General features: G+C 41.6%; 24 protein-coding genes. 15 read left to right on the forward strand and 9 right to left on the reverse strand.

What is annotated here, in order from left to right:
- Positions 1-115: 115 nt before the first annotated feature.
- From EJ995_RS02775 to EJ995_RS02785, 3 genes are all read right to left on the reverse strand, one after another.
- Positions 116-349: a hypothetical protein gene (locus EJ995_RS02775; RefSeq protein ID WP_126445392.1), complete on the reverse strand. Its 234-nt coding sequence runs from the start codon at positions 347-349 to the stop codon at positions 116-118.
- On the reverse strand, positions 349-1,089 hold the full coding sequence (locus tag EJ995_RS02780; RefSeq protein ID WP_126445394.1) for an ABC transporter ATP-binding protein: 741 nt from the start codon (positions 1,087-1,089) through the stop codon (positions 349-351). The genes EJ995_RS02775 and EJ995_RS02780 overlap by 1 nt, the downstream gene beginning before the upstream one ends.
- 74 nt (positions 1,090-1,163) lie before the next feature.
- Positions 1,164-2,633: a DUF5687 family protein gene (locus EJ995_RS02785; RefSeq protein WP_126445396.1), complete on the reverse strand. Its 1,470-nt coding sequence runs from the start codon at positions 2,631-2,633 to the stop codon at positions 1,164-1,166.
- 95 nt (positions 2,634-2,728) lie between these two features.
- Here EJ995_RS02785 and EJ995_RS02790 point away from each other — a divergent pair, with 95 nt between their 5' ends.
- From EJ995_RS02790 to dprA, 5 genes are all read left to right on the forward strand, one after another.
- Positions 2,729-3,775, forward strand: a complete 1,047-nt coding sequence (locus EJ995_RS02790) for a ferredoxin--NADP reductase (RefSeq protein WP_126445398.1) — start codon at positions 2,729-2,731, stop codon at positions 3,773-3,775.
- A 187-nt stretch (positions 3,776-3,962) separates the two neighbouring features.
- Positions 3,963-4,673, forward strand: a complete 711-nt coding sequence (locus EJ995_RS02795) for a CoA transferase subunit A (RefSeq protein ID WP_126445400.1) — start codon at positions 3,963-3,965, stop codon at positions 4,671-4,673.
- On the forward strand, positions 4,663-5,316 hold the full coding sequence (locus tag EJ995_RS02800) for a 3-oxoacid CoA-transferase subunit B (protein ID WP_126445402.1): 654 nt from the start codon (positions 4,663-4,665) through the stop codon (positions 5,314-5,316). Before EJ995_RS02795 ends, EJ995_RS02800 begins: the two co-directional genes overlap by 11 nt.
- 15 nt (positions 5,317-5,331) lie before the next feature.
- Positions 5,332-5,964 (forward strand): peptidoglycan DD-metalloendopeptidase family protein, encoded by a 633-nt coding sequence (locus EJ995_RS02805; RefSeq protein WP_206482262.1) that lies wholly within the window; start codon positions 5,332-5,334, stop codon positions 5,962-5,964.
- A complete protein-coding gene (gene dprA / locus EJ995_RS02810) occupies positions 5,964-7,058 on the forward strand; it encodes a DNA-processing protein DprA (RefSeq protein WP_126445406.1) in 1,095 nt (364 codons plus the stop codon). Before EJ995_RS02805 ends, dprA begins: the two co-directional genes overlap by 1 nt.
- On the opposite strand, the gene trpS is transcribed toward dprA, so the two are convergent.
- A complete protein-coding gene (gene trpS, locus EJ995_RS02815; RefSeq protein ID WP_126445408.1) occupies positions 7,055-8,023 on the reverse strand; it encodes a tryptophan--tRNA ligase in 969 nt (322 codons plus the stop codon). The genes dprA and trpS overlap by 4 nt on opposite strands.
- 99 nt (positions 8,024-8,122) lie before the next feature.
- On the opposite strand from trpS, the gene EJ995_RS02820 reads away from it, so the two are divergent.
- A complete protein-coding gene (locus EJ995_RS02820; protein ID WP_126445410.1) occupies positions 8,123-8,863 on the forward strand; it encodes a lysophospholipid acyltransferase family protein in 741 nt (246 codons plus the stop codon).
- A 131-nt stretch (positions 8,864-8,994) separates the two neighbouring features.
- Here the strand turns inward: EJ995_RS02820 and EJ995_RS02825 are convergent, their stop codons facing one another.
- From EJ995_RS02825 to recA, 4 genes are all read right to left on the reverse strand, one after another.
- The gene (locus EJ995_RS02825) at positions 8,995-10,539 is read right to left on the reverse strand and encodes an outer membrane beta-barrel protein (protein WP_126445412.1); all 1,545 of its coding nucleotides are present in this window, start codon (positions 10,537-10,539) and stop codon (positions 8,995-8,997) included.
- 2 nt (positions 10,540-10,541) lie between these two features.
- Positions 10,542-11,087 (reverse strand): RNA polymerase sigma factor, encoded by a 546-nt coding sequence (locus EJ995_RS02830; protein ID WP_126445414.1) that lies wholly within the window; start codon positions 11,085-11,087, stop codon positions 10,542-10,544.
- 18 nt (positions 11,088-11,105) lie between these two features.
- A complete protein-coding gene (locus EJ995_RS02835) occupies positions 11,106-11,525 on the reverse strand; it encodes a hypothetical protein (RefSeq protein ID WP_126445416.1) in 420 nt (139 codons plus the stop codon).
- A 112-nt stretch (positions 11,526-11,637) separates the two neighbouring features.
- Complete coding sequence (recA, locus tag EJ995_RS02840) at positions 11,638-12,651, reverse strand: recombinase RecA (RefSeq protein WP_126445418.1); 1,014 nt, start codon at positions 12,649-12,651, stop codon at positions 11,638-11,640.
- Positions 12,652-12,991: 340 nt separating this feature from the next.
- On the opposite strand from recA, the gene trhO reads away from it, so the two are divergent.
- Genes trhO through EJ995_RS02855 form a run of 3 tightly spaced genes read left to right on the forward strand, consistent with a single transcriptional unit; the run spans position 12,992 to position 15,308 of the window.
- A complete protein-coding gene (trhO, locus tag EJ995_RS02845) occupies positions 12,992-14,026 on the forward strand; it encodes an oxygen-dependent tRNA uridine(34) hydroxylase TrhO (protein WP_126445420.1) in 1,035 nt (344 codons plus the stop codon).
- A 1-nt stretch (position 14,027) separates the two neighbouring features.
- Positions 14,028-14,840, forward strand: coding sequence for a PhzF family phenazine biosynthesis protein (locus tag EJ995_RS02850; RefSeq protein ID WP_241234676.1), 813 nt, complete (start codon positions 14,028-14,030; stop codon positions 14,838-14,840).
- 48 nt (positions 14,841-14,888) lie between these two features.
- Positions 14,889-15,308: a hypothetical protein gene (locus EJ995_RS02855; protein WP_126445422.1), complete on the forward strand. Its 420-nt coding sequence runs from the start codon at positions 14,889-14,891 to the stop codon at positions 15,306-15,308.
- Positions 15,309-15,333: 25 nt separating this feature from the next.
- Here EJ995_RS02855 and rsmI read toward each other — a convergent pair whose 3' ends face one another.
- Entirely contained in the window at positions 15,334-15,999 is a 666-nt protein-coding gene (rsmI, locus tag EJ995_RS02860) for a 16S rRNA (cytidine(1402)-2'-O)-methyltransferase (protein ID WP_126445424.1), read from the reverse strand.
- Between the two features lie 86 nt (positions 16,000-16,085).
- Between rsmI and EJ995_RS02865 the strand changes: the two genes are divergently transcribed.
- From EJ995_RS02865 to EJ995_RS02890, 6 genes are all read left to right on the forward strand, one after another.
- Positions 16,086-16,574 carry a hypothetical protein gene (locus EJ995_RS02865; RefSeq protein WP_126445426.1) on the forward strand — a complete coding sequence of 163 codons (489 nt, stop codon included), beginning with the start codon at positions 16,086-16,088 and terminating at the stop codon, positions 16,572-16,574.
- A 46-nt stretch (positions 16,575-16,620) separates the two neighbouring features.
- Entirely contained in the window at positions 16,621-18,078 is a 1,458-nt protein-coding gene (locus tag EJ995_RS02870; protein WP_126445428.1) for a lipopolysaccharide biosynthesis protein, read from the forward strand.
- Positions 18,075-18,509: a dUTP diphosphatase gene (gene dut, locus EJ995_RS02875; protein WP_126445430.1), complete on the forward strand. Its 435-nt coding sequence runs from the start codon at positions 18,075-18,077 to the stop codon at positions 18,507-18,509. Before EJ995_RS02870 ends, dut begins: the two co-directional genes overlap by 4 nt.
- Before the next feature lie 79 nt (positions 18,510-18,588).
- On the forward strand, positions 18,589-19,512 hold the full coding sequence (locus EJ995_RS02880; protein WP_126445432.1) for a tetratricopeptide repeat protein: 924 nt from the start codon (positions 18,589-18,591) through the stop codon (positions 19,510-19,512).
- Between the two features lie 24 nt (positions 19,513-19,536).
- Entirely contained in the window at positions 19,537-19,974 is a 438-nt protein-coding gene (locus EJ995_RS02885; RefSeq protein WP_126445434.1) for a hypothetical protein, read from the forward strand.
- A gap of 105 nt (positions 19,975-20,079) precedes the next feature.
- The gene (locus EJ995_RS02890; protein ID WP_126445436.1) at positions 20,080-21,096 is read left to right on the forward strand and encodes a sugar phosphate nucleotidyltransferase; all 1,017 of its coding nucleotides are present in this window, start codon (positions 20,080-20,082) and stop codon (positions 21,094-21,096) included.
- The last annotated feature ends 10 nt before the right edge of the window (positions 21,097-21,106 follow it).

The raw sequence follows: 21,106 nt of genomic DNA on the forward strand, positions 1-21,106 counted from the left end.
CGTGAGGAAAAATATAGCGGCAAAACATATAAAGTAAATAGTAAAAGCCTTGATTCGAGCGCTCATTTTAAATAAGTCCTAATTAAAATCATGGATTGAACTTAAGTAAACAACATCAATCAAACCAGTAGATCTTAGGCGAAAACAGGCTTTTGAGTCCATAACGTTTTCCCGAGACAGTTTCTTCAATATGCGGTTTAGGCGATACGATCATTGCCACGGCAATAGGAATAAAAGTTGTCCAGAAAGTAGGCTCAGTAAAGAATCCAACAGTGATATAATGGGTAATTACAAATACCCCAAGAAAACAAATAAGATAAACACCAAAGGTCTTGTATTTAGGTGCCATTATTCTTCCTCTTGTAATTGTGCAACTGGTGCGTGAGACTCGCTTATTCCCATGAAATACTGCTCTAATTGAGCAAATGTTCCTGCGTCCTTCATCATATCCATCACGACACGACCTTTTTCTAATAACACAACGCGCTGAGCAACCTCAGTCACGTGGATCAGATCATGACTTGAGATAAAGACCGTTGTCTCACTATCTTCTGCTAGTTCCTTGATGATCTTCTTCAGTCTTATTTGTGTGGATGGATCCAGATTAGCAAACGGCTCGTCGAGTATCACCACTTTAGGGCTACCTATAAGTGCGGCAATAATACCTACTTTTTTCTGGTTACCTTTTGATAGGTCACGCAGGTATTTTTTCTGACCTATGGCTTCACCGTTGAAAAACTCAAGGTGCTTTTCCATAAGGGCATCAATATCTGCTTTGTTTTGACCGCGCAGCTCGCCTATAAAGTAGAAATATTCTTCGGGCGTGAGATATCCTATGAGAAAACTCTCATCGACAAAAGCGCTGGTAAACGGTTTCCAGTCCTCACTTTCATCAACGCGCACCTGGTTTGTAGTGATGTAACCGGTAGTAGGTTGTATCAAGTCTAGTAGCAATGAAAACAGCGTGGTTTTGCCAGCACCGTTATTTCCTACCAGACCTACCGCTTGTCCAGCTGGGATCTCTAGATGATCTATGTCCAACACTTTAGTGTCTGCGTATTGTTTTGAGAGGTTTGTTATTTCAATCATGTCTTTAATATGTAGTGGTGATGGTATGGTTGTTACGCTTTCGCGAAAGCGGAATCATTAAAATCCAATTGCAATTAATTAGTCTGCGAGTAAGCAGCAATAGTGTCGTATTTCTCGTTTTTATAAATGTTCTCGATAAGATCAAAAATCTTGTTGCGCAGTAGCAATCCTATGACACCAGTGGCCGCAACGGCAATGTAACCAGCATTATCGCTTATGGTAAAGGCAAAGGCTGCATAGACCGCAATGGGCACAAATAATTTGAGCATAGCAAGTAGGATGGTCTTGAAATTAAAAGCCTTAGAATCGCCAAAGGCTTTTTTGGCACTCTGCAAATCGATAGGCGTCTTTACAAACGCACCACCCAACAACACAAAACTACTGTTGAAGCCTATGTTGAAAATCGCAGCAGCAATCATAGGCTTGAGCCACTCAATACCCACAAAACCGTAGGCCAGCGACAGGACGCTACAAATACAGGTGACTATCACCATCAAGTACCATTTGCTCAATAAAAAGGTGCGGTACGGTATATTTTGCGACATCATGAGCTTGTAGTAACTACTATCCCAACTAGGCACCAATCCACCAAAACTGAGCAAGAAACCGCCAGTCACAAATAGGCCAGCAAAAATTCTCATCGCCGGAATATCAGCATACATGGGCATCATGAAAAAGGCACCGTAAAACAAGAATAGGAATCCCATGATGAAGGTCATGCGCGCTCGCTTATTGCGTTTGATAAGGCGTATATCATTTTTAATAAAAGTGGACACACTACCAAAGCGGTCAAAAAACGTAAGATCATCAGTACTTGCTGCCTTGACTTTTACCTCAAGACCAGCATCTAGATATAACTGTTTGATGAAATAATTGTAGGCAAGGTAGTAGAACAGCGCTGCCACCATTCCTGGAATAACAAACGACCACGGTTGCTCATAGAAGAATTCAAAAACGTGAACGGTGTATATGGTCACATCAAAAATCCCAAAATATTGCAACAATGCCAGCCCTATAACCACAGCAACTACTGGATAGAAAACGCTATCCATTTTATTCATAAACACATTAAGGTAATTTAATGTGTAGGTTATACCAATGATCGCTAGATGCCAAGAGATAACGCCTATAGGGTCATAACCTTCAACCAACAGCACAATAGAATACGGTATAAAAAAGAACGCATGTAGAATATTGAAAAACGATATACTAGTTTTACCTAGCGCAAAATTCACGATCTGGCTGCGAGTGATAGGCAGGTACAACAGTGGTCTAATGTTGGCCACAGGCATTTTTTGCATACCATATCTTATGGCGAGATCAAACACAAAGTAATAAATCAAAAAACGGTTGAGTACGGTAAATGGATCTTGATCCGGCACTAATTTTTTAAGCCCGTAAAAAACACCAACACCTAAACCAGTCATGACAAACAGCATGTAGACCGCACCTAGTCCCATAAATATCTTGAACGCGACATTTTGCTTAAAAGCCGCAGCTCTGGTAAAACTCTTCCACTCTAGACTGATGAACTGTTTGAACATAAAATAAAATGTTAATTACCCTATATGTGAAGATAAATGTAAAAACGTTACAACCATTTTACGTTTGTTATTTTTGCTAGCCTAAAAAATACCACATGGTTTTCCACCAACTGTCCATAAAAGAAGTCACAAAAGTCACTTCACAAGCCGTTGAGATCGTCTTTGACGTGCCGCAGGATTTGAAAAGCGATTTTGAATATACCGCAGGCCAGTACTTGACCTTGAGAGCAGATATTGATGGCAATGACGTGAGACGTGCCTACTCATTGAGCAGCGCACCACATGAAGATCACTTGAGTGTTGTGGTAAAGGCTGTGCAGCATGGTACATTCTCAAACTATGCCATGAAACTGCGCGCTGGCGACACCCTTCAAGTCGCGCCACCAGATGGATTGTTTATTCACGAGAGCGATGCCAGTGCCGTCAATCACTATTTGAATGTTGCAGCAGGTAGCGGTATCACACCTATAATGTCCATCATCAAGAGTATTCTTCATACTGAAAAAGACAGCCGAGTGGTATTAATTTATGGGAATCAGTCTCAATCGCAGACCATATATTTTGAGCAATTGAACGATTTGCAAGACGCCCATCCAGATCGTTTCAAAGTGCGGTACAGTTTCTCTAGAGAAGAGCGTCAGGATGAGTTGTTCGGTCGTGTGAACAAGGCAAACCTCAATTATTTTTTGAAGAATGATTGTGAGGATTACGCTTTCGCGAAAGCTTACCTATGCGGTCCAGAAGCCATGATCAATATGGCAACAAACAACCTTACCGAGAAAGAGGTCGTCGCCAAAGAAAACATCAAATTTGAACTCTTCACCGCTACAGAAAGTGAGGTAGAAATCACCGAAGATTCTCACTTGACGGAGGTAAAAGTCATCCTAGACGATGAAGAACACCAACTTACCATGCGTCGTGATGAGACCTTGCTTGAAGTGATGCTCAAAAACGATATCGATGCACCTTATTCCTGCCAAGGAGGAATTTGTAGTAGCTGCGTAGGCTTGCTAGAGGAAGGAAAAGCCACCATGCGCAAAAATTCTATTCTCACTGACGAGGAAGTAGATGAAGGCCTAACACTCACCTGCCAGGCTTGCCCAACTACCGCCAAGATTGTGGTTAATTTTGATGAGGTTTAAGCCTGGGCCAGTAGAGCTGACAAATTTCAATTTTTAGCAATGCCTGTTCGAGCGAAGTCGAGAACTACCAGCAGAGCTGAGCAGCTTAATGTAGTATTGCATTGAGCTAATTACCGAACATTTGTTGTCCATTTCCATTCGCTCAACCATTCAAAAATCCTTACTTTCATAGAAAAATAAGGATACAATGATCAATAGAACTGTAAGTGATGCTGCACAAGCGCTGGAAGGCGTGAAAAGCGGCATGACTTTAATGTTAGGAGGTTTCGGACTTTCTGGAATCCCAGAAAACAGCATCTCACAACTCGTGAAATTAGGTGTTAAAGACCTTACCTGTATATCAAACAATGCTGGTGTTGATGATTTTGGTTTGGGATTACTGCTGCAAGGCAAGCAAATCAAAAAAATGATCTCGTCATACGTGGGTGAGAACGATGAGTTTGAAAGACAGATGTTGAGCGGCGAGCTTGAGGTCGATCTTATACCCCAAGGAACTCTAGCCGAGCGTTGCCGTGCAGCTCAAGCAGGAATCCCAGCTTTTTACACGCCAGCTGGCTATGGTACTGAAGTTGCCGAAGGCAAAGAGGAGCGCGTTTTCAATGGAAAACCGCATATCCTTGAACATGCTTTTAAAGCAGATTTTGCCATGGTTAAAGCATGGAAAGGCGACACCGCTGGAAATCTAATATTCAAAGGAACCGCCAGAAATTTTAATCCAGTCATGTGTGGTGCAGCAGCTATCACCGTCGCAGAGGTTGAAGAACTTGTCCCATCAGGTGAGTTGGATCCTAACCAGATTCATATTCCAGGAATATTTGTCAAGCGCATATTCCAGGGCGTGAATTATGAGAAGAGAATAGAGCAGAGAACCGTTAGAACTAGAGAAGATGTTAGATAAAGTAGGAATCGCCAAAAGAATCGCACAAGAAGTAAAGGATGGTTACTACGTCAATCTAGGTATTGGCATACCTACACTTGTGGCCAATTATGTTCCAGATGGACTAGAAGTAGAATTTCAGTCAGAGAATGGTGTGCTGGGCATGGGTCCGTTTCCATTTGAAGGCGATGAAGATCCAGATGTGATAAATGCAGGTAAGCAAACCATTACCACCTTGCCAGGAGCTAGTTTCTTTAATAGTGCCACGAGCTTTGGTATGATAAGAGGTCAGCATGTTGATTTAACGATTCTAGGAGCTATGGAAGTTGCCGAGAATGGCGATATCGCCAACTGGAAAATACCAGGCAAAATGGTCAAGGGAATGGGCGGCGCCATGGATCTCGTTGCCAGTGCCGAAAATATTATCGTGGCCATGATGCATACCAATCGTGCAGGCGTCTCAAAATTGTTGAAAGAATGCACATTGCCATTGACAGGCGTGAATTGTATTACCAAAGTCGTAACCAATCTTTCGGTTCTAGAAATTACAGACCAAGGTTTCAAATTATTAGAGCGAGCACCTGGCGTGAGTGTTGATGATATCAAAGCAGCTACTGATGGCACCTTGATTGTAGAAGGCGATATTCCAGAAATGGTCATTTAAACATACAGGATTCTCGTGCGACCTATCATCGACCCTAATTTTGCAGTAGACACCTATTTCCCGATTGACTTATCTGTGCACAATCCCTATTGGGATCAGCATGATGTGAGTGATATCGAGACTTTTGAACATTATCTTGAAGAAAAGCGCAAGTATCACGACAAGTTTGTAGCGCATGGTGGCTTTAAGGAGCAAAGAGCATTATATCGCAAGTCTGCCAGATTTCAGGATGGTGCGGTGCGTGATATTCACATGGGTATTGATCTGTGGGCGCCAGCTGGCACCAGTGTGCATGCGCTCATGGATGGTATGATAAATTCTTTCGCAAATAATGACGATGCTGGGAACTATGGACCTACCTTGATTTTGGAACACGATTTTCAAGGAAAGAAGTTATACAGTCTTTACGGTCATCTTGCCGTTAGTGATATGCAGGACTGGTCTGTAGGATTACGCTTTCGCGAAAGCGAGATCATAGCACACCTAGGTACACCTCAAGAAAACGGTGGTTATTCACCGCACCTACACTTTCAAGTTATGACAGACATGCTGGATTATCGCGGCGATTTTCCAGGAGTTTTAGCTAAAGAGCAATTGGCTGAATTTGATAAAATCATTCTCGATCCCAATCCGTTTATATTTGGATGATGGATCAGCAAGAATTACTCTCCTTATTGGCACTTAAAAAAGCTCCATTGATAGGTGATATCATGGCTAAGAAGTTGATCAGAACCTTTGGAAGTGCGACCAGCGTCTTTGAGCAAAAGTATCAAGACATTGCCGCAATAGAAGGCATAGGCGAGAAGAAGGCACAATTCATCAAATCCAAAACGCTATTCCCAAAAGCAGAAAAAGAGCTGCAATTTATAGAGGAAAATAAACTTAGATACAGGGTTTATTACAATGAGGATTATCCAGAGCGATTGCAGTATTGTGTCGATGGACCAATCATCTTTTTTGAGAAAGGAAATGTAGATTGGAGTAATCCATACACGCTTAGTATTGTTGGAACTCGACAAATCACCTCGCAAGGCAGTGCTTTTCTAGAGCAATTTATGGAGCAAATTGCGCCGCTCAAACCTACTATCATCAGCGGTTATGCCTATGGAGTTGATATTCTTGCGCACAAGCTTGCCATCAAATATGATTTACAAACGGTAGCCGTGATGGCTCATGGACTCAATCAAACCTATCCTCGCAATCACGCTGCACATAATAAGGACATGATGGCAAATGGCGGTTTTGTTACAGATTTTTGGAATGATGACACATTTGACCGAAAGAATTTTCTGGGTCGTAACCGCATCATCGCAGGATTGAGTGAAGCAACGGTAGTAATTGAAAGCGCCAGTAAAGGTGGCTCGCTGGTCACTGCAGAAATTGCCAACAGTTACAACCGCGAGGTGTTTGCCGTGCCTGGCCGCGTGACTGATAAATACAGTTCTGGATGCAATCAATTGATCAAACAGTCCAAGGCTCACATGCTCACCACCGCAGCAGATATTCCCTACATTCTAGGCTGGCAGGAACGCAACGTGGCTGTGCAAAAACAACTTTTTGTAGAGCTTAGCGATGATGAGAAAAAAGTATTTAATCACCTCAAACAAAATGGTCAGGAACTTTTAGACATAATAGCTTTGAAAGAACAGATGGCCGTTCACAAAGTAGCTTCTATTCTCATGACCATGGAGTTGAAAGGAGTCGTGAGACCGCTACCTGGCAAGTTGTTTGAATTGGTCTAGTAACCTATCTTCTCACGTACTTTTTGCAATACGCCATTTGCAACATTCTGAGCTTTTGCTGCGCCATCGCTCAAGGCTTGATCGATTTCGTTTTTGTTTGCCATGAAATGATCAAACTTCTCACGTTCTGTGGCAAATTTTTCTAGTATTAATTCCAGCAACTCCTTTTTTGCATGACCATAACCGTAGTTACCGCCAGCGTAATTATTGCGCATGGTTTTTACCTGATCTGCATTTGCTAACAATTCATAAATAGCAAAGACGTTACAAGTATCCGGATCTTTAGGCTCCTCAAGTGGTGTGCTATCGGTCTCAATAGACATCACTTGTTTTTTGAGTTGGTTTTTAGGTAGAAAAATGTTGATGAGGTTGCCACGCGACTTACTCATCTTTTGACCATCAGTTCCAGGAACATACATGGTTTCTTCTTGAATTTTGGCCTGTGGCTCAATTAAGGTATCACCCATTTGATTGTTGAATCTACCAGCGACATCACGCGCCATTTCCAGGTGCTGCAGTTGATCTTTACCTACGGGCACCACTTCTGCATCATAGAGTAGGATGTCAGCAGCCATAAGCATGGGATAGGTAAATAATCCAGCGTTCACATCTGATAATCTATCTGCTTTGTCCTTAAAACTGTGGGCAAGTGTCAATCGTTGATATGGAAAAAAGCAGTTGAGGTACCAATTGAGTTCGGTTACTTGTGGCACGTCGCTTTGTCTGTAAAATGTGGTTCGACTGGTATCCAAACCGCAAGCTAACCACACAGCAGCAGTGGCATAAGTATTCTCACGCATGGTTTCACTATCCTTGATTTGAGTCAAAGAGTGAAAGTTTGCTATAAAAAGAAAGGAGTCTGTTCCCTCTTTCTTCGACATCTCAATAGCAGGTAGAATGGCGCCTAATAAGTTGCCCAAATGCGGTGTGCCTGTAGATTGAATGCCTGTAAGTACTCTTGCCATGATTAATTGGTATTATGACAAAGGTAAAGCGTTCCTAGTCGTTGCCCAAGATCGCGAGCTTACTTGCGAGACTATTTAATTCGTCTATTTTTGGCAGCTATGAAATGGTTGCGATACGTCTTGATGCCTCTGTACAGGATATGGTTTTATATATTGCTTGCGGTTCCTATTATCGTGATGTTTCCGTTTTTATTATTGTCGGTCATTTCAGAAAAGACTTATTCTGCATTCTTTTTTATGGCGCGCATCTGGGCTGCAATCATATTGTACGGCATGGGATTCTGGCCAGTTATAAAACGAGAGGCTGGAATGGAAAAAGGTAAGAGCTATATGCTAGTTGCCAATCACACCAGTATGGCAGATATTATGTTGATGTTACTCATTGCCAAAAATCCATTTGTGTTTGTAGGTAAATCTGAGCTGGCTAAAATTCCCGTATTCGGTTTTTTCTACAAGAGAACCTGTATATTGGTGGATCGCAAAAATCCGCGCAGTCGCCAGGCTGTCTTTGAACGTGCGAGCGAGAGACTTAACGACGGCGTAGGCATCTGCATTTTTCCTGAAGGTGGTGTTCCTGATGATTTGAGCGTGCAGCTGGATAGTTTTAAGGACGGCGCTTTTAGGCTGGCCATTGAGCATCAAATACCGGTAGTGCCCATGAGTTTTTATGATAACAAGAAACGATTTCCATACGTATTCTTCAAAGGCTCACCTGGAATCATGCGTGCAAGGACGTTACCTATTCAGGAAACTCGTGGCTTGCAATTGCCTGGTGATAAAGTTAGCTTTCGCGAAAGCGTAAGAACCATCATGCTCAACGATTTGCAAAAACATCAGTAAAATCAAAAACCGCCTTACACGAGGTAAAGCGGTTTTCTAGATCATTGCAAACATTGAGTTTAATTTGTTAACCAACCCAATTTCCTTTTCATATTCCCAGAGAAATCTGCAACGATCGTTATTTTCTCTGGTTAAAATCTATACATCAAGCCTGTGTAAACACCTATAGTGTACGGCCTAAAGTCTGCTGCGTCATTGCGCAAGGCGTTCAATTGATATTTGAATGTAGGCTCGATTGATAGGCCTAGCTTGTTTGTAAATTGATAGTCCAGCCCTAGACCAAAGTTGGCACTCTGGTTAAAGTCCTGAAAATTGCGGTCCTCACCCAATTCCAGTCGGCGGCCATTGCCTGATATATTCACTTCATTATCTGTCAAAAACAGTGCACTAAAACCACCCAGCACATTGATGCCCAGTTTACTATCCACCAATCTATACTTGAGCTCGAGCGGCACTTCTACATAGCCCAATTGCTGCGATAGCTCACCTTGAAAACCGCCAAAGTTGTTGTTGCTTACCAGCTCTTGTGAGAAGGTATTGTCTATAGGAATAGCGTTGGCACGATTTACATCACCTGGATTGTAGCTACGGCCTGGTGCGCTACCTGCCACGGCTATGGCGCTAATAGGAGTGCTATAACTCACATTATTAGTATTGTAGGCAACATTCATCTGGTGTACACCGGTGCGCACGCTCAATCGTGAAGAGATGTTGTAATCGACTGCAACGCCATAACTTATATTAGTATCGCCACTCGCGTCGCCTACATTATTATTAATGGAACTGCCATTAAAGCTATTGGCAAAAACAGGTGCCACCACAGTTGCTGCACTCCAGCGATTGTTTAGTAATCTATCTTGTCTTTCTTCTTCGATAGTTATTTTTGTTCCTGCAGTTACCACAGCATCCGCTATTTCCTGCAAGGACTCTTCATTACTAGGTACCATGTCCTTATCTGCGCCGTCGGGAACATTTTGGGCAGGATCAGTGGTTGCAACGCCATCGCTCACTTTGAGTCCATCAAGATCAAGAACTTTAGGAGTTGAACCTTGAGTTTTATTATCTAGGTTAGTATCGTTATTTGCGATGCCTGCGTTTGTATTAGGAATTCTTAATGTATTATCATTCTCAATGGCTGTACTCGCAATACCAACGGTTTGATCATCGTCACCAGAAGGTGTTGCGATGTTTCCAGAAGTAGCACTGCTTACATCACCTTTATCTTGAATACCAGCCGCTAGAGCATCGGCTGGTCGTGGTGAGCTTACATCATTGACATTGGAATCACTTGAGACCGTATTCTCATTATCAGTAGATACAATATTGGTATTACCCGTTGATGCAGGATTGGTAGTAGATGGCTCAAAATCGTTATCGTTCAATAAACCACGGTTGTTTTCTTGAGAAGAATCTGAGTTGTTGGTCTCTTCAATAACATAACCATTATTACCATCAACAGCATCAAACTCATCGCTGCCCATCATGTAACTAGCCACCACGACAGCAAGCACAGCCGCAACACCACCTAATTGCCACCAGATGATTGGGATGACCCTACGTTTTTTCTTACCATTAAGACGTGCCTCTATTTGAGACCATGTGTCTTGCGGTGGTGCAGCTTCAAATTGCTTGAAGCGCTCCTGGAAAATACGTTCTATGTCTTTCTTGTCTTCCATTTTTAACTCACGTCGCTGGCGTTATTCTCACGCCATTGCAGGATCATTTCCTGTAAATTCTGTTTAGCTCTTGAGAGATTAGATTTTGATGTGCCTTCAGTAATTCCCATCATGCTCGCAATCTCTTTATGTCCATATCCATCTAGGGTATAAAGCGAGAAAACCATGCGATAGCGTTCTGGTAGTTGCTGTATCATTTGCAACATGTCCTGTAGGCTTATGTCTTCTGGTTCCTCAACCTCAACGCCCGTTTCTGGTATGGCGCCTTCATTTTCTAGCTGATACACTTTTTTACCGCGGTATCGCTGTAAAGCTGTGTTGATCGCGATTCTCTTACACCATCCTTCTAGCGATCCTTTACTCTTAAATTGTTTTATCTTATCAAATATGGTGATGAAGCTATCCTGTAAAACATCCTGTGCTTCCTGCGCATTAGGCGCATATTTCAAACAACATCCATAAAGTGCACTTGCATATCTATCGTACAGCTCACGTTGTGCTTTACGATTGCCTGCCTGACATTCTTTAATGAGTTGTTCTTGAACCACATTTAAATTTATACTATTCTAGTCTTCAACTTCAACTTCATATTCAAGAAACTCCGGTTCATTATTCTCGTCAAATCCTGTAAAAAACTTGAAATTATAGGTGCCATTGCTGGCTGCTAGAAACTCTAGAGTTTGCTCTTCAGGTTTTAATTCACGCACGCAGTCGCCAACATCAACAAAACCTGTGACCACTCTTACTTCACGATTGTTCAATAAAGATTGCACGTTAAAACCTTCAAAGGAGTGACAGTCAGATGGTAAATTATACCTTATTGTGATCTCATTTGTCTCACCAAATTCAAATGTATCATCAATATCAACTCCAGTAATGGCAACTACTTCAAACTGTACCGGTATTGCGCCATCATCATCACCTATCTCGCAAGAGCTAACCGCAAAGGCAAGGATCATCAGGGCGGCATAAAATTTAAATCTCATATAGATCTCTTTGACTGTTAGATGGATAAACGAGACAAAGGTTGCGTCTATAAAACAAAAAACCGTTCCTCACATGAGGAACGGTTTGTTTTAATTTTAAGTATGATGTTATCTAGCTAGCAGACATTTTGATCGCCTCCATGATTTTTCCTTCCAGCTCATCCATAAGATCTGGGTTGTCCATCAGGATATTTTTCACACTATCACGACCTTGACCTAGTTTAGTATCCTCATATGAGAACCAGGACCCAGCCTTGTTAATGATCTCATAGTTCACACCTAGATCGATGATCTCACCTATCTTGGAAACACCTTGACCATATAGTATATCAAACTCTGCCGTGCGGAATGGTGGTGCCACCTTGTTCTTCACAACCTTCACACGTGTCTTGTTTCCTTGAACAGAACCGTCAGTATTTTTGATTTGGGTAGATCGACGTATATCAAGGCGCACCGAAGCATAAAACTTCAAGGCATTACCACCAGTCGTCGTCTCTGGATTACCAAACATCACACCTATCTTCTCACGCAGCTGGTTGATGAACATTACCGTACACTTAGTTTTAGAGATGGTACCCGTTAATTTTCTTAATGCCTGTGACATTAAACGAGCGTGTAATCCCATCTTGCTATCACCCATCTCACCTTCAATCTCACTTTTAGGAGTCAATGCAGCGACCGAGTCAATGACAATAATATCAATCGCACCAGAGCGTATCAAATTATCGGCAATCTCAAGAGCTTGCTCACCGTGATCTGGCTGAGATATGATGAGATTGTCAAGGTCAACACCCAGTTTTTCTGCATAAAAGCGGTCAAAAGCATGCTCTGCATCAATAAACGCAGCGATACCACCAGCTTTTTGAGCCTCGGCAATCGCGTGCAGTGTTAGAGTCGTTTTACCAGAAGATTCAGGCCCGTAGATCTCAATCACACGACCACGTGGATAGCCACCTACACCCAATGCTGCATTCAACGCTAGTGAACCTGTAGGAATCGCCTCGACATCGACCACTTGCTGGTCACCCATTTTCATCACCGTTCCTTTACCGTATGCCTTGTCCAGCTTGTCTAGCGTCAATTTGAGCGCTTTCTGTTTTGCTGCTAATTCCTTATCGTCTGCCATTGTAAATATTTTACGTAAAAATAGTTGTTAACGCCGCCTTTTCCAATACGATGAGACAATGGTTATTAACCACAGTATTTAACGTGTCAGCTTTCGCGGAAGCGATGAATATATCATGATAAATTATTAGGGCGTTTCCTCTAGCATATCGCTGTCGCTCAAGGCTAGAGGTCAGGCTATCCGTTACAATCTATTGTCACGCTTGTGGCGTGGCAACAGGATTTTCACTGCTATCCTTAACGCAAATAGATTGTGCCTACTATCTGACTACTAGCAGCGCAGCGGTCAAATATCTATAATCTAACTACCTTTGCACTATCAACATTTAACTGTTTATAGCATGCAACTGTATAACAAATTAAGTGCTGAAGAGAGAAGACAATTGATACGTGAGGCTGGTAAGCAGCGGCTCACGATCTCTTTCTATCAGTATGCCTTTATTATTGATCCACAATTATTTAGAAACTATCTGTTTGTAGACTTTAATGCTCTTGATGTCTTGGGACGTATTTATGTCGCTCATGAAGGTATCAACGCCCAATTTTCTATTCCGGCAGATCGTTTTAAGGAGCTCAAAAAATTTCTAGATGGCATCGACTTTCTAGAAAACGTGCGATTAAATATCGCTCGAGAACATGACGATGAGAGTTTCTTGAAGCTGAAAGTCAAGGTGCGCCATAAGATTGTTGCCGATGGACTTGAAGACGACTCCTTTGACGTGACTAATAAAGGCGTTCATGTAGATGCCGCTAGATTCAATGAGCTGATTGATGATCCTGATACGGTGCTGGTTGATATGCGCAATCATTATGAGAGCGAGATAGGTCATTTTCAAAATGCGTGGACGCCTGATGTGGACACCTTTCGCGAAAGCTTACCCATCATCGAGGAAGAAATAAAAGACCACAAAAAGGATAAGAAACTGGTAATGTATTGTACCGGCGGCATACGTTGTGAGAAAGCAAGTGCCTATTACAAGCATCGCGGTTTTGAGGATGTTTACCAGCTAGAAGGTGGTATCATCGAGTATCACAGACAGGTAACTGAGCAAGGATTGGAGAATAAATTTAGAGGTAAAAATTTTGTTTTTGACGCGCGATTATCTGAAAAGATAAGCGATGAGATCATCTCTAACTGCCATCAATGTGGCGAGCCTTGTGACACGCACACAAATTGTGATAATGAGGGCTGTCATTTACTTTTCATACAATGTGAGAATTGCCGGAAAGCATTTAAAAATACCTGTAGCACTCATTGTTTAGAGGTAATACAGTTATCAGCTGAGGAGCAAAAGCAACTGCGAGCAGGTAAGCCTGCGAAAAATAAAAAGTTTAAAAAAGGGCGCTCGTCAAAACTGGAATTTAAAAAACAATAGATTGAGCCGTATCATTCCCTACTTCATGGTAGACTCGTTTACAAACGAGCCATTTAAAGGTAATCCAGCTGGAGTTTGTTTGCTGGAAGAGCCTCTGGATGATGCATTGATGCAATCCATAGCCAGCGAGATCAATCTATCCGAAACGGCTTTTGTCTTGAGAAGTGATGATCATTTTTCCATCAGATACTTCAGCCCGATGATGGAAATACCTTTGTGTGGTCATGCAACGCTGGCCAGTGCAAAAGTTCTATTTGAAAGAGATTCAGATTTAAATGCGATTGATTTTAAGACTCAGTCAGGCACCTTGCTCAAAGCTGCCCGAAATGGAGAAAAAGTAGCGCTCGCCTTTCCAAATTATGGGATTGTTGATCGTGAGGTTCCTAAAGAACTCTTACATGCTATAGGGATCGATGCGGTTTTAAATACAGGCTACAATCATGAAAATCTCGAACTCATGATTGAGATTAAAGATTCACAGAAACTGAGAAAACTCACACCAGATTTTTCTGCCATGAAAGCAGCGGTACATGATATCAGTGGCGTGGTGGTAACAGCAAAATCAAGTGATCCAGCTTATGATTTTGAAAGCAGATACTTCTGGCCGTGGAGTGGTGGCGATGAAGATCCTGTAACAGGAGCAACGCATACATTCTTGACAGCCTATTGGGCTGAGAAATTGAAAAAGAGGAAGTTGAAAGCTTATCAGTGTTCTGCAAGAACAGGTATTCTAGATGTTGAGGTGCTAGATGATGAGCATATTTCTATCACTGGTGATGCAGTTGTGGTGGTACGTGGTGAGTTAATGGTTTAAAATCAAGATCTCACCGATATGTATTTCCTACAACGTCTTTTAATCAGAATGAATCTCATCTCATTTTCTGATTATGTGCTAGAAAGGGCAAGTGCCAAAAATGACTATACTTTATTATTACTTTATTCGCAATCAAAGAATATTCTTGACAGAAAATATTCCATAAAATTTTTAATGCCGCACATAGAATCATCCAGTTTACTGCGTAAAAGAGTTATTGAGATGTATAAGAATGATCTCGATTTCGTTCGTCTAGAAATAGCTAGCAAATTAAAGGATTTACCTGGATCTACGATTTCGATACCGAACATTGATGCTGAATTTTTAAGTATCAAAAAGTCACTAGACCTAGAAAGGTTAAGGCTTTCCGGTAGATCATTCAATTCAATTTCTAAAGGTAATCGAAAAGTATCGGAGCGATTAAATGAAAAGTTTAAACAACAACAACGTTTACCTTATGGCGGATGATATATTGTTAAATTCTTCTGGCTAACTATTTAGCACCCAAAACAATTACAAACTCACCCTTTGGTTTTTTCTCTGTAAAATAGGCAATCGCTTCTGCGACGGTTCCTCTGTAGTGTTCCTCAAACATTTTGGTAATCTCACGTGAGATGGAGATTTGCCTGTCGGCACCGTAATGTGTTTGAAAATCGGTTAGAGTTTTCATTAGTTTATGCGGTGACTCATAGAAAACGATGGTGCGTGTTTCCTCGGCCAGTAGTTTTAATCGGGTTTGGCGGCCTTTTTTAACAGGTAAAAATCCCTCAAAAACAAACTTGTCAGATGGTAGCCCGCTACTGGTAAGTGCTGGTACAAAGGCAGTGGCACCAGGCAATGATTCAATCTCCAGATTTGCGGCAATCACCTTTCGCGCAAGCAAAAACCCAGGATCACTTATACCTGGCGATCCAGCATCTGTGATGAGCGCCATGGTCTCGCCTGCTGCAATTCTCTTGACGATAGAGTCTGCAATCTTGTGCTCGTTGTGCATATGATAGGACAACATTGGCGTCTTAATTTGGTAATGGTTGAGCAATTTGCCGCTGGTGCGCGTGTCTTCTGCCAGTATGAGGTCTACCTGCTGCAAGATCTCGACCGCACGGTAGGTCATATCGCCTAGATTACCTATGGGCGTGGGCACGAGATATAGTTTCATGGATAGGATTTCTCACAAAGATAGCAGAATGACTTACTTTTAAAATACGGCACAATCGTTGAAACTTGTTCCTTAAATACTAGATTATGAAACTTGCTAGCTTTCTCTTTATATCGATCATCATGATGTCTTGTTCCTCGCAAAAAATTGATTATGTCGTTGAACCTGCTAAGTCTAACCGTGTTCCCTATGCACAGGCCTGGACTGGTGGCATACCTGGTAGTGGCAGTGGTGTCAATGTGTATTTACCCAATTTTGACATCGCAATTGATCATATTGAAGAAGTGTACTTTAGAGGTATGGCTAGCACGATGGTGGAAAAAGTAGAAGGTACAAATGATGTCATGGTACGTTTTGCAACAGATTTTAATCGCAAGCCAGACATCAACATGAGTTTAGATCCTGAGCAGGAATACGGAAACATGACTGAAGAAGAGGAAGATGACAAAATACCTTTTGAGCTTAAAAACGACGAGATCATCGTAAAATTTAACCGAAACGGTAGGACCTACCACACCAAGTTCATTGGCGTGAAGGACAAGATGTCACAGGACATGCCGTCTAGACCTCAGTAATTTTTAGAAGCACTAATCGTACCTTTGGGTCTCAATTTTATCTTTTTTGAGTTCCATCAACCGCCTTTTTAAACACACTTTTGTATACGGTCTGGCGACTGTTTTGCCACGATTGTTGACGGTGCTGCTCACAAGGCTGCTGACTGAATATTTACCCAGCAAGACCGCTTTTGGCGAGGTTTCCATTATCTTTTCATGGATCATTTTATTCAACGTGATCTTGACTTATGGTATGGAGACTTCTTTTTTCCGCTTTTTCAGCGAAAGCGAGAATAAAAACAAGGTCCTAACCACAGGACTGGTTTCTTTGCTGGGTACCACCATCGCATTTGTTGTGATTGCCTTTTTAGGTCTGGACTATATTGAGGCCTGGTCTAGCAAATCAGCCGATTATTGGCGTTGGGTCATAGGAATACTGGCTTTTGATACCATGATGGTGATTCCGTTTGCTTATATGCGGGCGCAAGGAAAGAGTCTCAAGTATGCTGTGATCAAGATGATCAATGTAGTCATTTCAGTTGGTATGACTGCTGTATTTTTGATCTGGTTGAGCGATCTACCTACTATAAATCAGTTCTTACCAGAAGATAAAGTGGAGTTATACTTCATCGCATTGATGACCGCCAGTTTTATTACTTTGTTTCTTGTAGGTGGCATTTATCTTAGAAAATGGGAATTTGATTCAGTATTATGGAAACGAATGCTGCGCTATGGCTTTCCTATTTTGATCGCAGGTCTGGCGTTTGCTGTAAATGAGACTTTCGATAAGATCTTACTAGAATGGCTGTTGGTAGATGACGCCACAGCGCAAACCGGTGTTTATTCGGCTTGTTATCGTGTGGCCGTTGGAATGACCTTGTTTGCCACCGCTTTTAAACTAGGTGTCGAGCCTTTCTTTTTCAGTGAGTCCAAAAGCAAAGACGCCGTTGAAACCTATGCCAAAATCACTAAAATGTTTGTGATACTAGGATCAGTCGCACTGATTACCTACACGATTTTCATAGATCTGATCAAGAGATTAATTATTGATGAAGAATACTGGGAAGCATTAGATATCGTGCCAGTCATTTTGATTGCCTACTTCTTTTTTGGCATCTATCAAACCTTATCGGTATGGTATAAGGTGACTGATCGCACCAGTTTTGGTGCTTGGATCTCAGTTTTAGGTGCTGCGATTACCATAGGTCTCAATATTTGGCTTATTCCAGTGATAGGATATATGGCAAGTGCGCTTACCACATGTGCCGCTTACGGTTTAATGATGCTGGTATCCTATTTATTGGGCAGAAAGTATTACCGCATCCCTTACGAGGTAGGCAGTTTATCGCTGTACCTGTTTCTTTCTATTGCTGCGACCATGCTGTTTTTCTACACCATTCGTGAGAGTCTAGGTGCAGATACCTGGCAAATGTATGCGGCAGGAATTGCCCTAGCCTTGCTTGTTTCAACCTTCATCTTGTATAAAGAACGACTGTTTATCAAATCATTATTTGCAAAATCATGACTATAAAAATCATCAACAAATCTGGACATGAGCTACCTGCTTATGAAACTGTAGGAAGCGCTGGTATGGATATACGCGCATCGATAACAGAATGCATTGTTCTTGAACCTCTAGAAAGAGCCATTGTAAAAACAGGTTTGTTTATCGAGTTACCCGTAGGTTATGAGGCACAAGTGCGACCTCGCAGTGGTCTCGCTGCCAAAAAAGGTATCACAGTCCTCAACTCACCAGGAACCATAGATGCCGATTATCGCGGCGAGATAGGCGTGATTTTGGTCAATCTTTCAAATCAGAATTTCCCTATAGAAAACGGCGAGCGCATCGCACAATTGGTAATCGCACATCATGAGCAACCACAATGGCAAGAGGTTGAGGTTTTGAGCGATACAGATCGCGGTGCAGGTGGTTTTGGGAGTACTGGAAACAAGTAGAAGATCCTTATATTGTATTCAGTCCGTTTTGGATTACGCTTTCGCGAAAGCGTAACATCATAAAAACTGCTCAAAAAATATGAAGACAAATTTCCTGACCATTTTCACCATTGTCTGTGCCATATTGGTTGCAGAAGCTCAAGAAAGCTCTATAAAATCACAAGCCGAAGAGGCCTGTGAGTGTATCAAATTAATTGACCGTAATGAGGAAAAACTAGAGCAAAACAAACAGGTTGAGGCATGTATAAATGATGCAATTATGGCCGATCAGCTGCTAAGCAAATTAGGAAGTGCATTAGAAAAAGCAAATGATAGCACAAATACGGACAAAGAGATCAATATCACCATCAATTCTGATGAAGGATATGAAAAGATTGAGCGCAAATTAATTGATAACTGTGTCGCTTTAAATATTCTTCTCAACGATGCTAAACCTACTAGTCAGAATTCTTTTTCTGAAAATAAAAAGGCGATTGAATTTTATCGCCAAGGTTATGAAGCCTACAATTCTGGAGATTTAGAGAAAGCAGTAGAACTATATGGTAAAGCCGTTGAGACAGACAAAAAATTTGCCTTTGCTTGGGACATGTTAGGCATAGCTCATAGAAGGCTGGACAATTATGATGATGCAATTGCTGCCTACAAGAAATCATTGAAAATTGACCCCAAAGGAAAAATGCCATTACAAAATCTGCCTATTGCTTATAGATTGAATGATGACGTAAAAAATGCTATCAAAACTTATGAAAAACTCATTAAGCACTATCCTGAAGATCCAGAAGGATATTTTGGCCTAGCTCAATGTGGACTAATGACAAAAAACTATGAGTTAGCGGCTGATAATATTTTTCCCGCTTACAAAATGTATGCTGAGGTAAATTCTCCCTATAAACAGGATGCAGAAATTGTTTTAAGTGAGGTATACCAAGGCATGAAAGCAAATGACAATCTAGATAAGTTTAGAAAAATCGCCAAAAAACATGATATTACCCTAGAAGAGTAATGGCCTGTGACATTTAATTTACAAATGCGACCTCAGGCGCTCATCGTTTTAGTGTTATGGACGCTATCTAGTTGCCGCCATAATAGACACGATGTTGATATTTCAGGTTGCTATAAATCGGTAAAAGGCGATCCAGTTGCATGGTGGCAAAGCGAAGAGATCGATGGTATTGCCATAGGACCTCATTTGAATCTTATGCCAGACAGCACCTTTATCTATGAGACTTGCGGTACTACTTTTCAAGGTCACTGGACACAGGACGATAAAAATCTATTTCTTTATCAAACAAGCTATCACATCAGGTGGAGAGATTCCAGCCTAACAGATCAGCAACATATCAAACTTATGAGTGATGAATTCTTTGAATTTGACATAGTAGACGGAAGATTGGTTGCCATTTTTAAAAACGAGCGCTCTAAGAAAAGATCTCGATTGACATTAGAAAAAATCACTGGCAGTTGATTTGTTCTTGTTTCTATTCTTAAATAGAACAAGCATAAGCTTCCAAATTTTTACCTTCGCTCAATTACTAACAACAAACAGCTTTCCGCCAGAGCGGAAATTATTATGAAAATAATCGTTCCCATGGCCGGTCGCGGCTCTAGACTTAGACCACACTCACTTACAACGCCCAAACCTCTTATTCCTATTGCAAACAAACCTATCGTGCATCGATTGGTGACTGACATTGCCAGAATATTGAACGAGCCTATCACAGAGATAGCTTTTATTCTGGGCGATCCAGCCTTTTTTGGCGATCAGGTGGTAAAAAGCCTTGAAGAGCTAGCCAAAGGTTTGGGCGCTAAAGCTAGCATCTATAGACAACTACAACCATTGGGTACAGGACATGCCATCATGTGTGCAGAACCATCACTTGACGGTCCAGCTGTGGTAGCTTATGCGGATACCTTGATAAGAGCAGACTTTGAGCTTGATCCAGCAGCAGACGCCGTTATCTGGACAAAACAAGTAGATCAACCTGAAGCTTATGGTGTGGTAAAACTTAACGATAAGCATGAGATCACAGAACTTGTTGAGAAACCTCAAGAATTTGTGAGCGATCAAGCAGTTATCGGGATTTATTACTTCAAACAAATTTCAAATCTCAAAAAACAGTTACAACATGTGATTGACAATAACATCATACATGGTGGTGAGTACCAGATCAACGATGGTATTAAGGGCATGATGAAAGCTGGCAACATTTTCAAGACTGGAACCGTTGATGAATGGATGGATTGCGGTAACAAGAATGTTGCGATAGATACCAACACTCGCATCATGAAATTCATGGAGCAGGATGGCAGCGATGAGCTGGATACCACCGCAACCCTAGAAAATTCTAAAATTATCCAGCCGTGCGTAATTGCTGATAATGTGATTTTAAGAAATAGTACAATAGGTCCTCATGTGAGCATAGGCGCTGGCAGTGTGATAGAAAACTGTACGATCAAGGATAGCCTCATACAAACCAACAGTCATATAAAAAACGCCCAACTAGACCAAGCCATGATAGGCAATCACGTCAAATACGATGGTGATTTCACACACATCAGTATAGGTGATTACACCACGATGGAATAATAATTGAACA

It is taken from the genome of Nonlabens ponticola (assembly GCF_003966335.1).
Lineage (GTDB): Bacteria > Bacteroidota > Bacteroidia > Flavobacteriales > Flavobacteriaceae > Nonlabens > Nonlabens ponticola.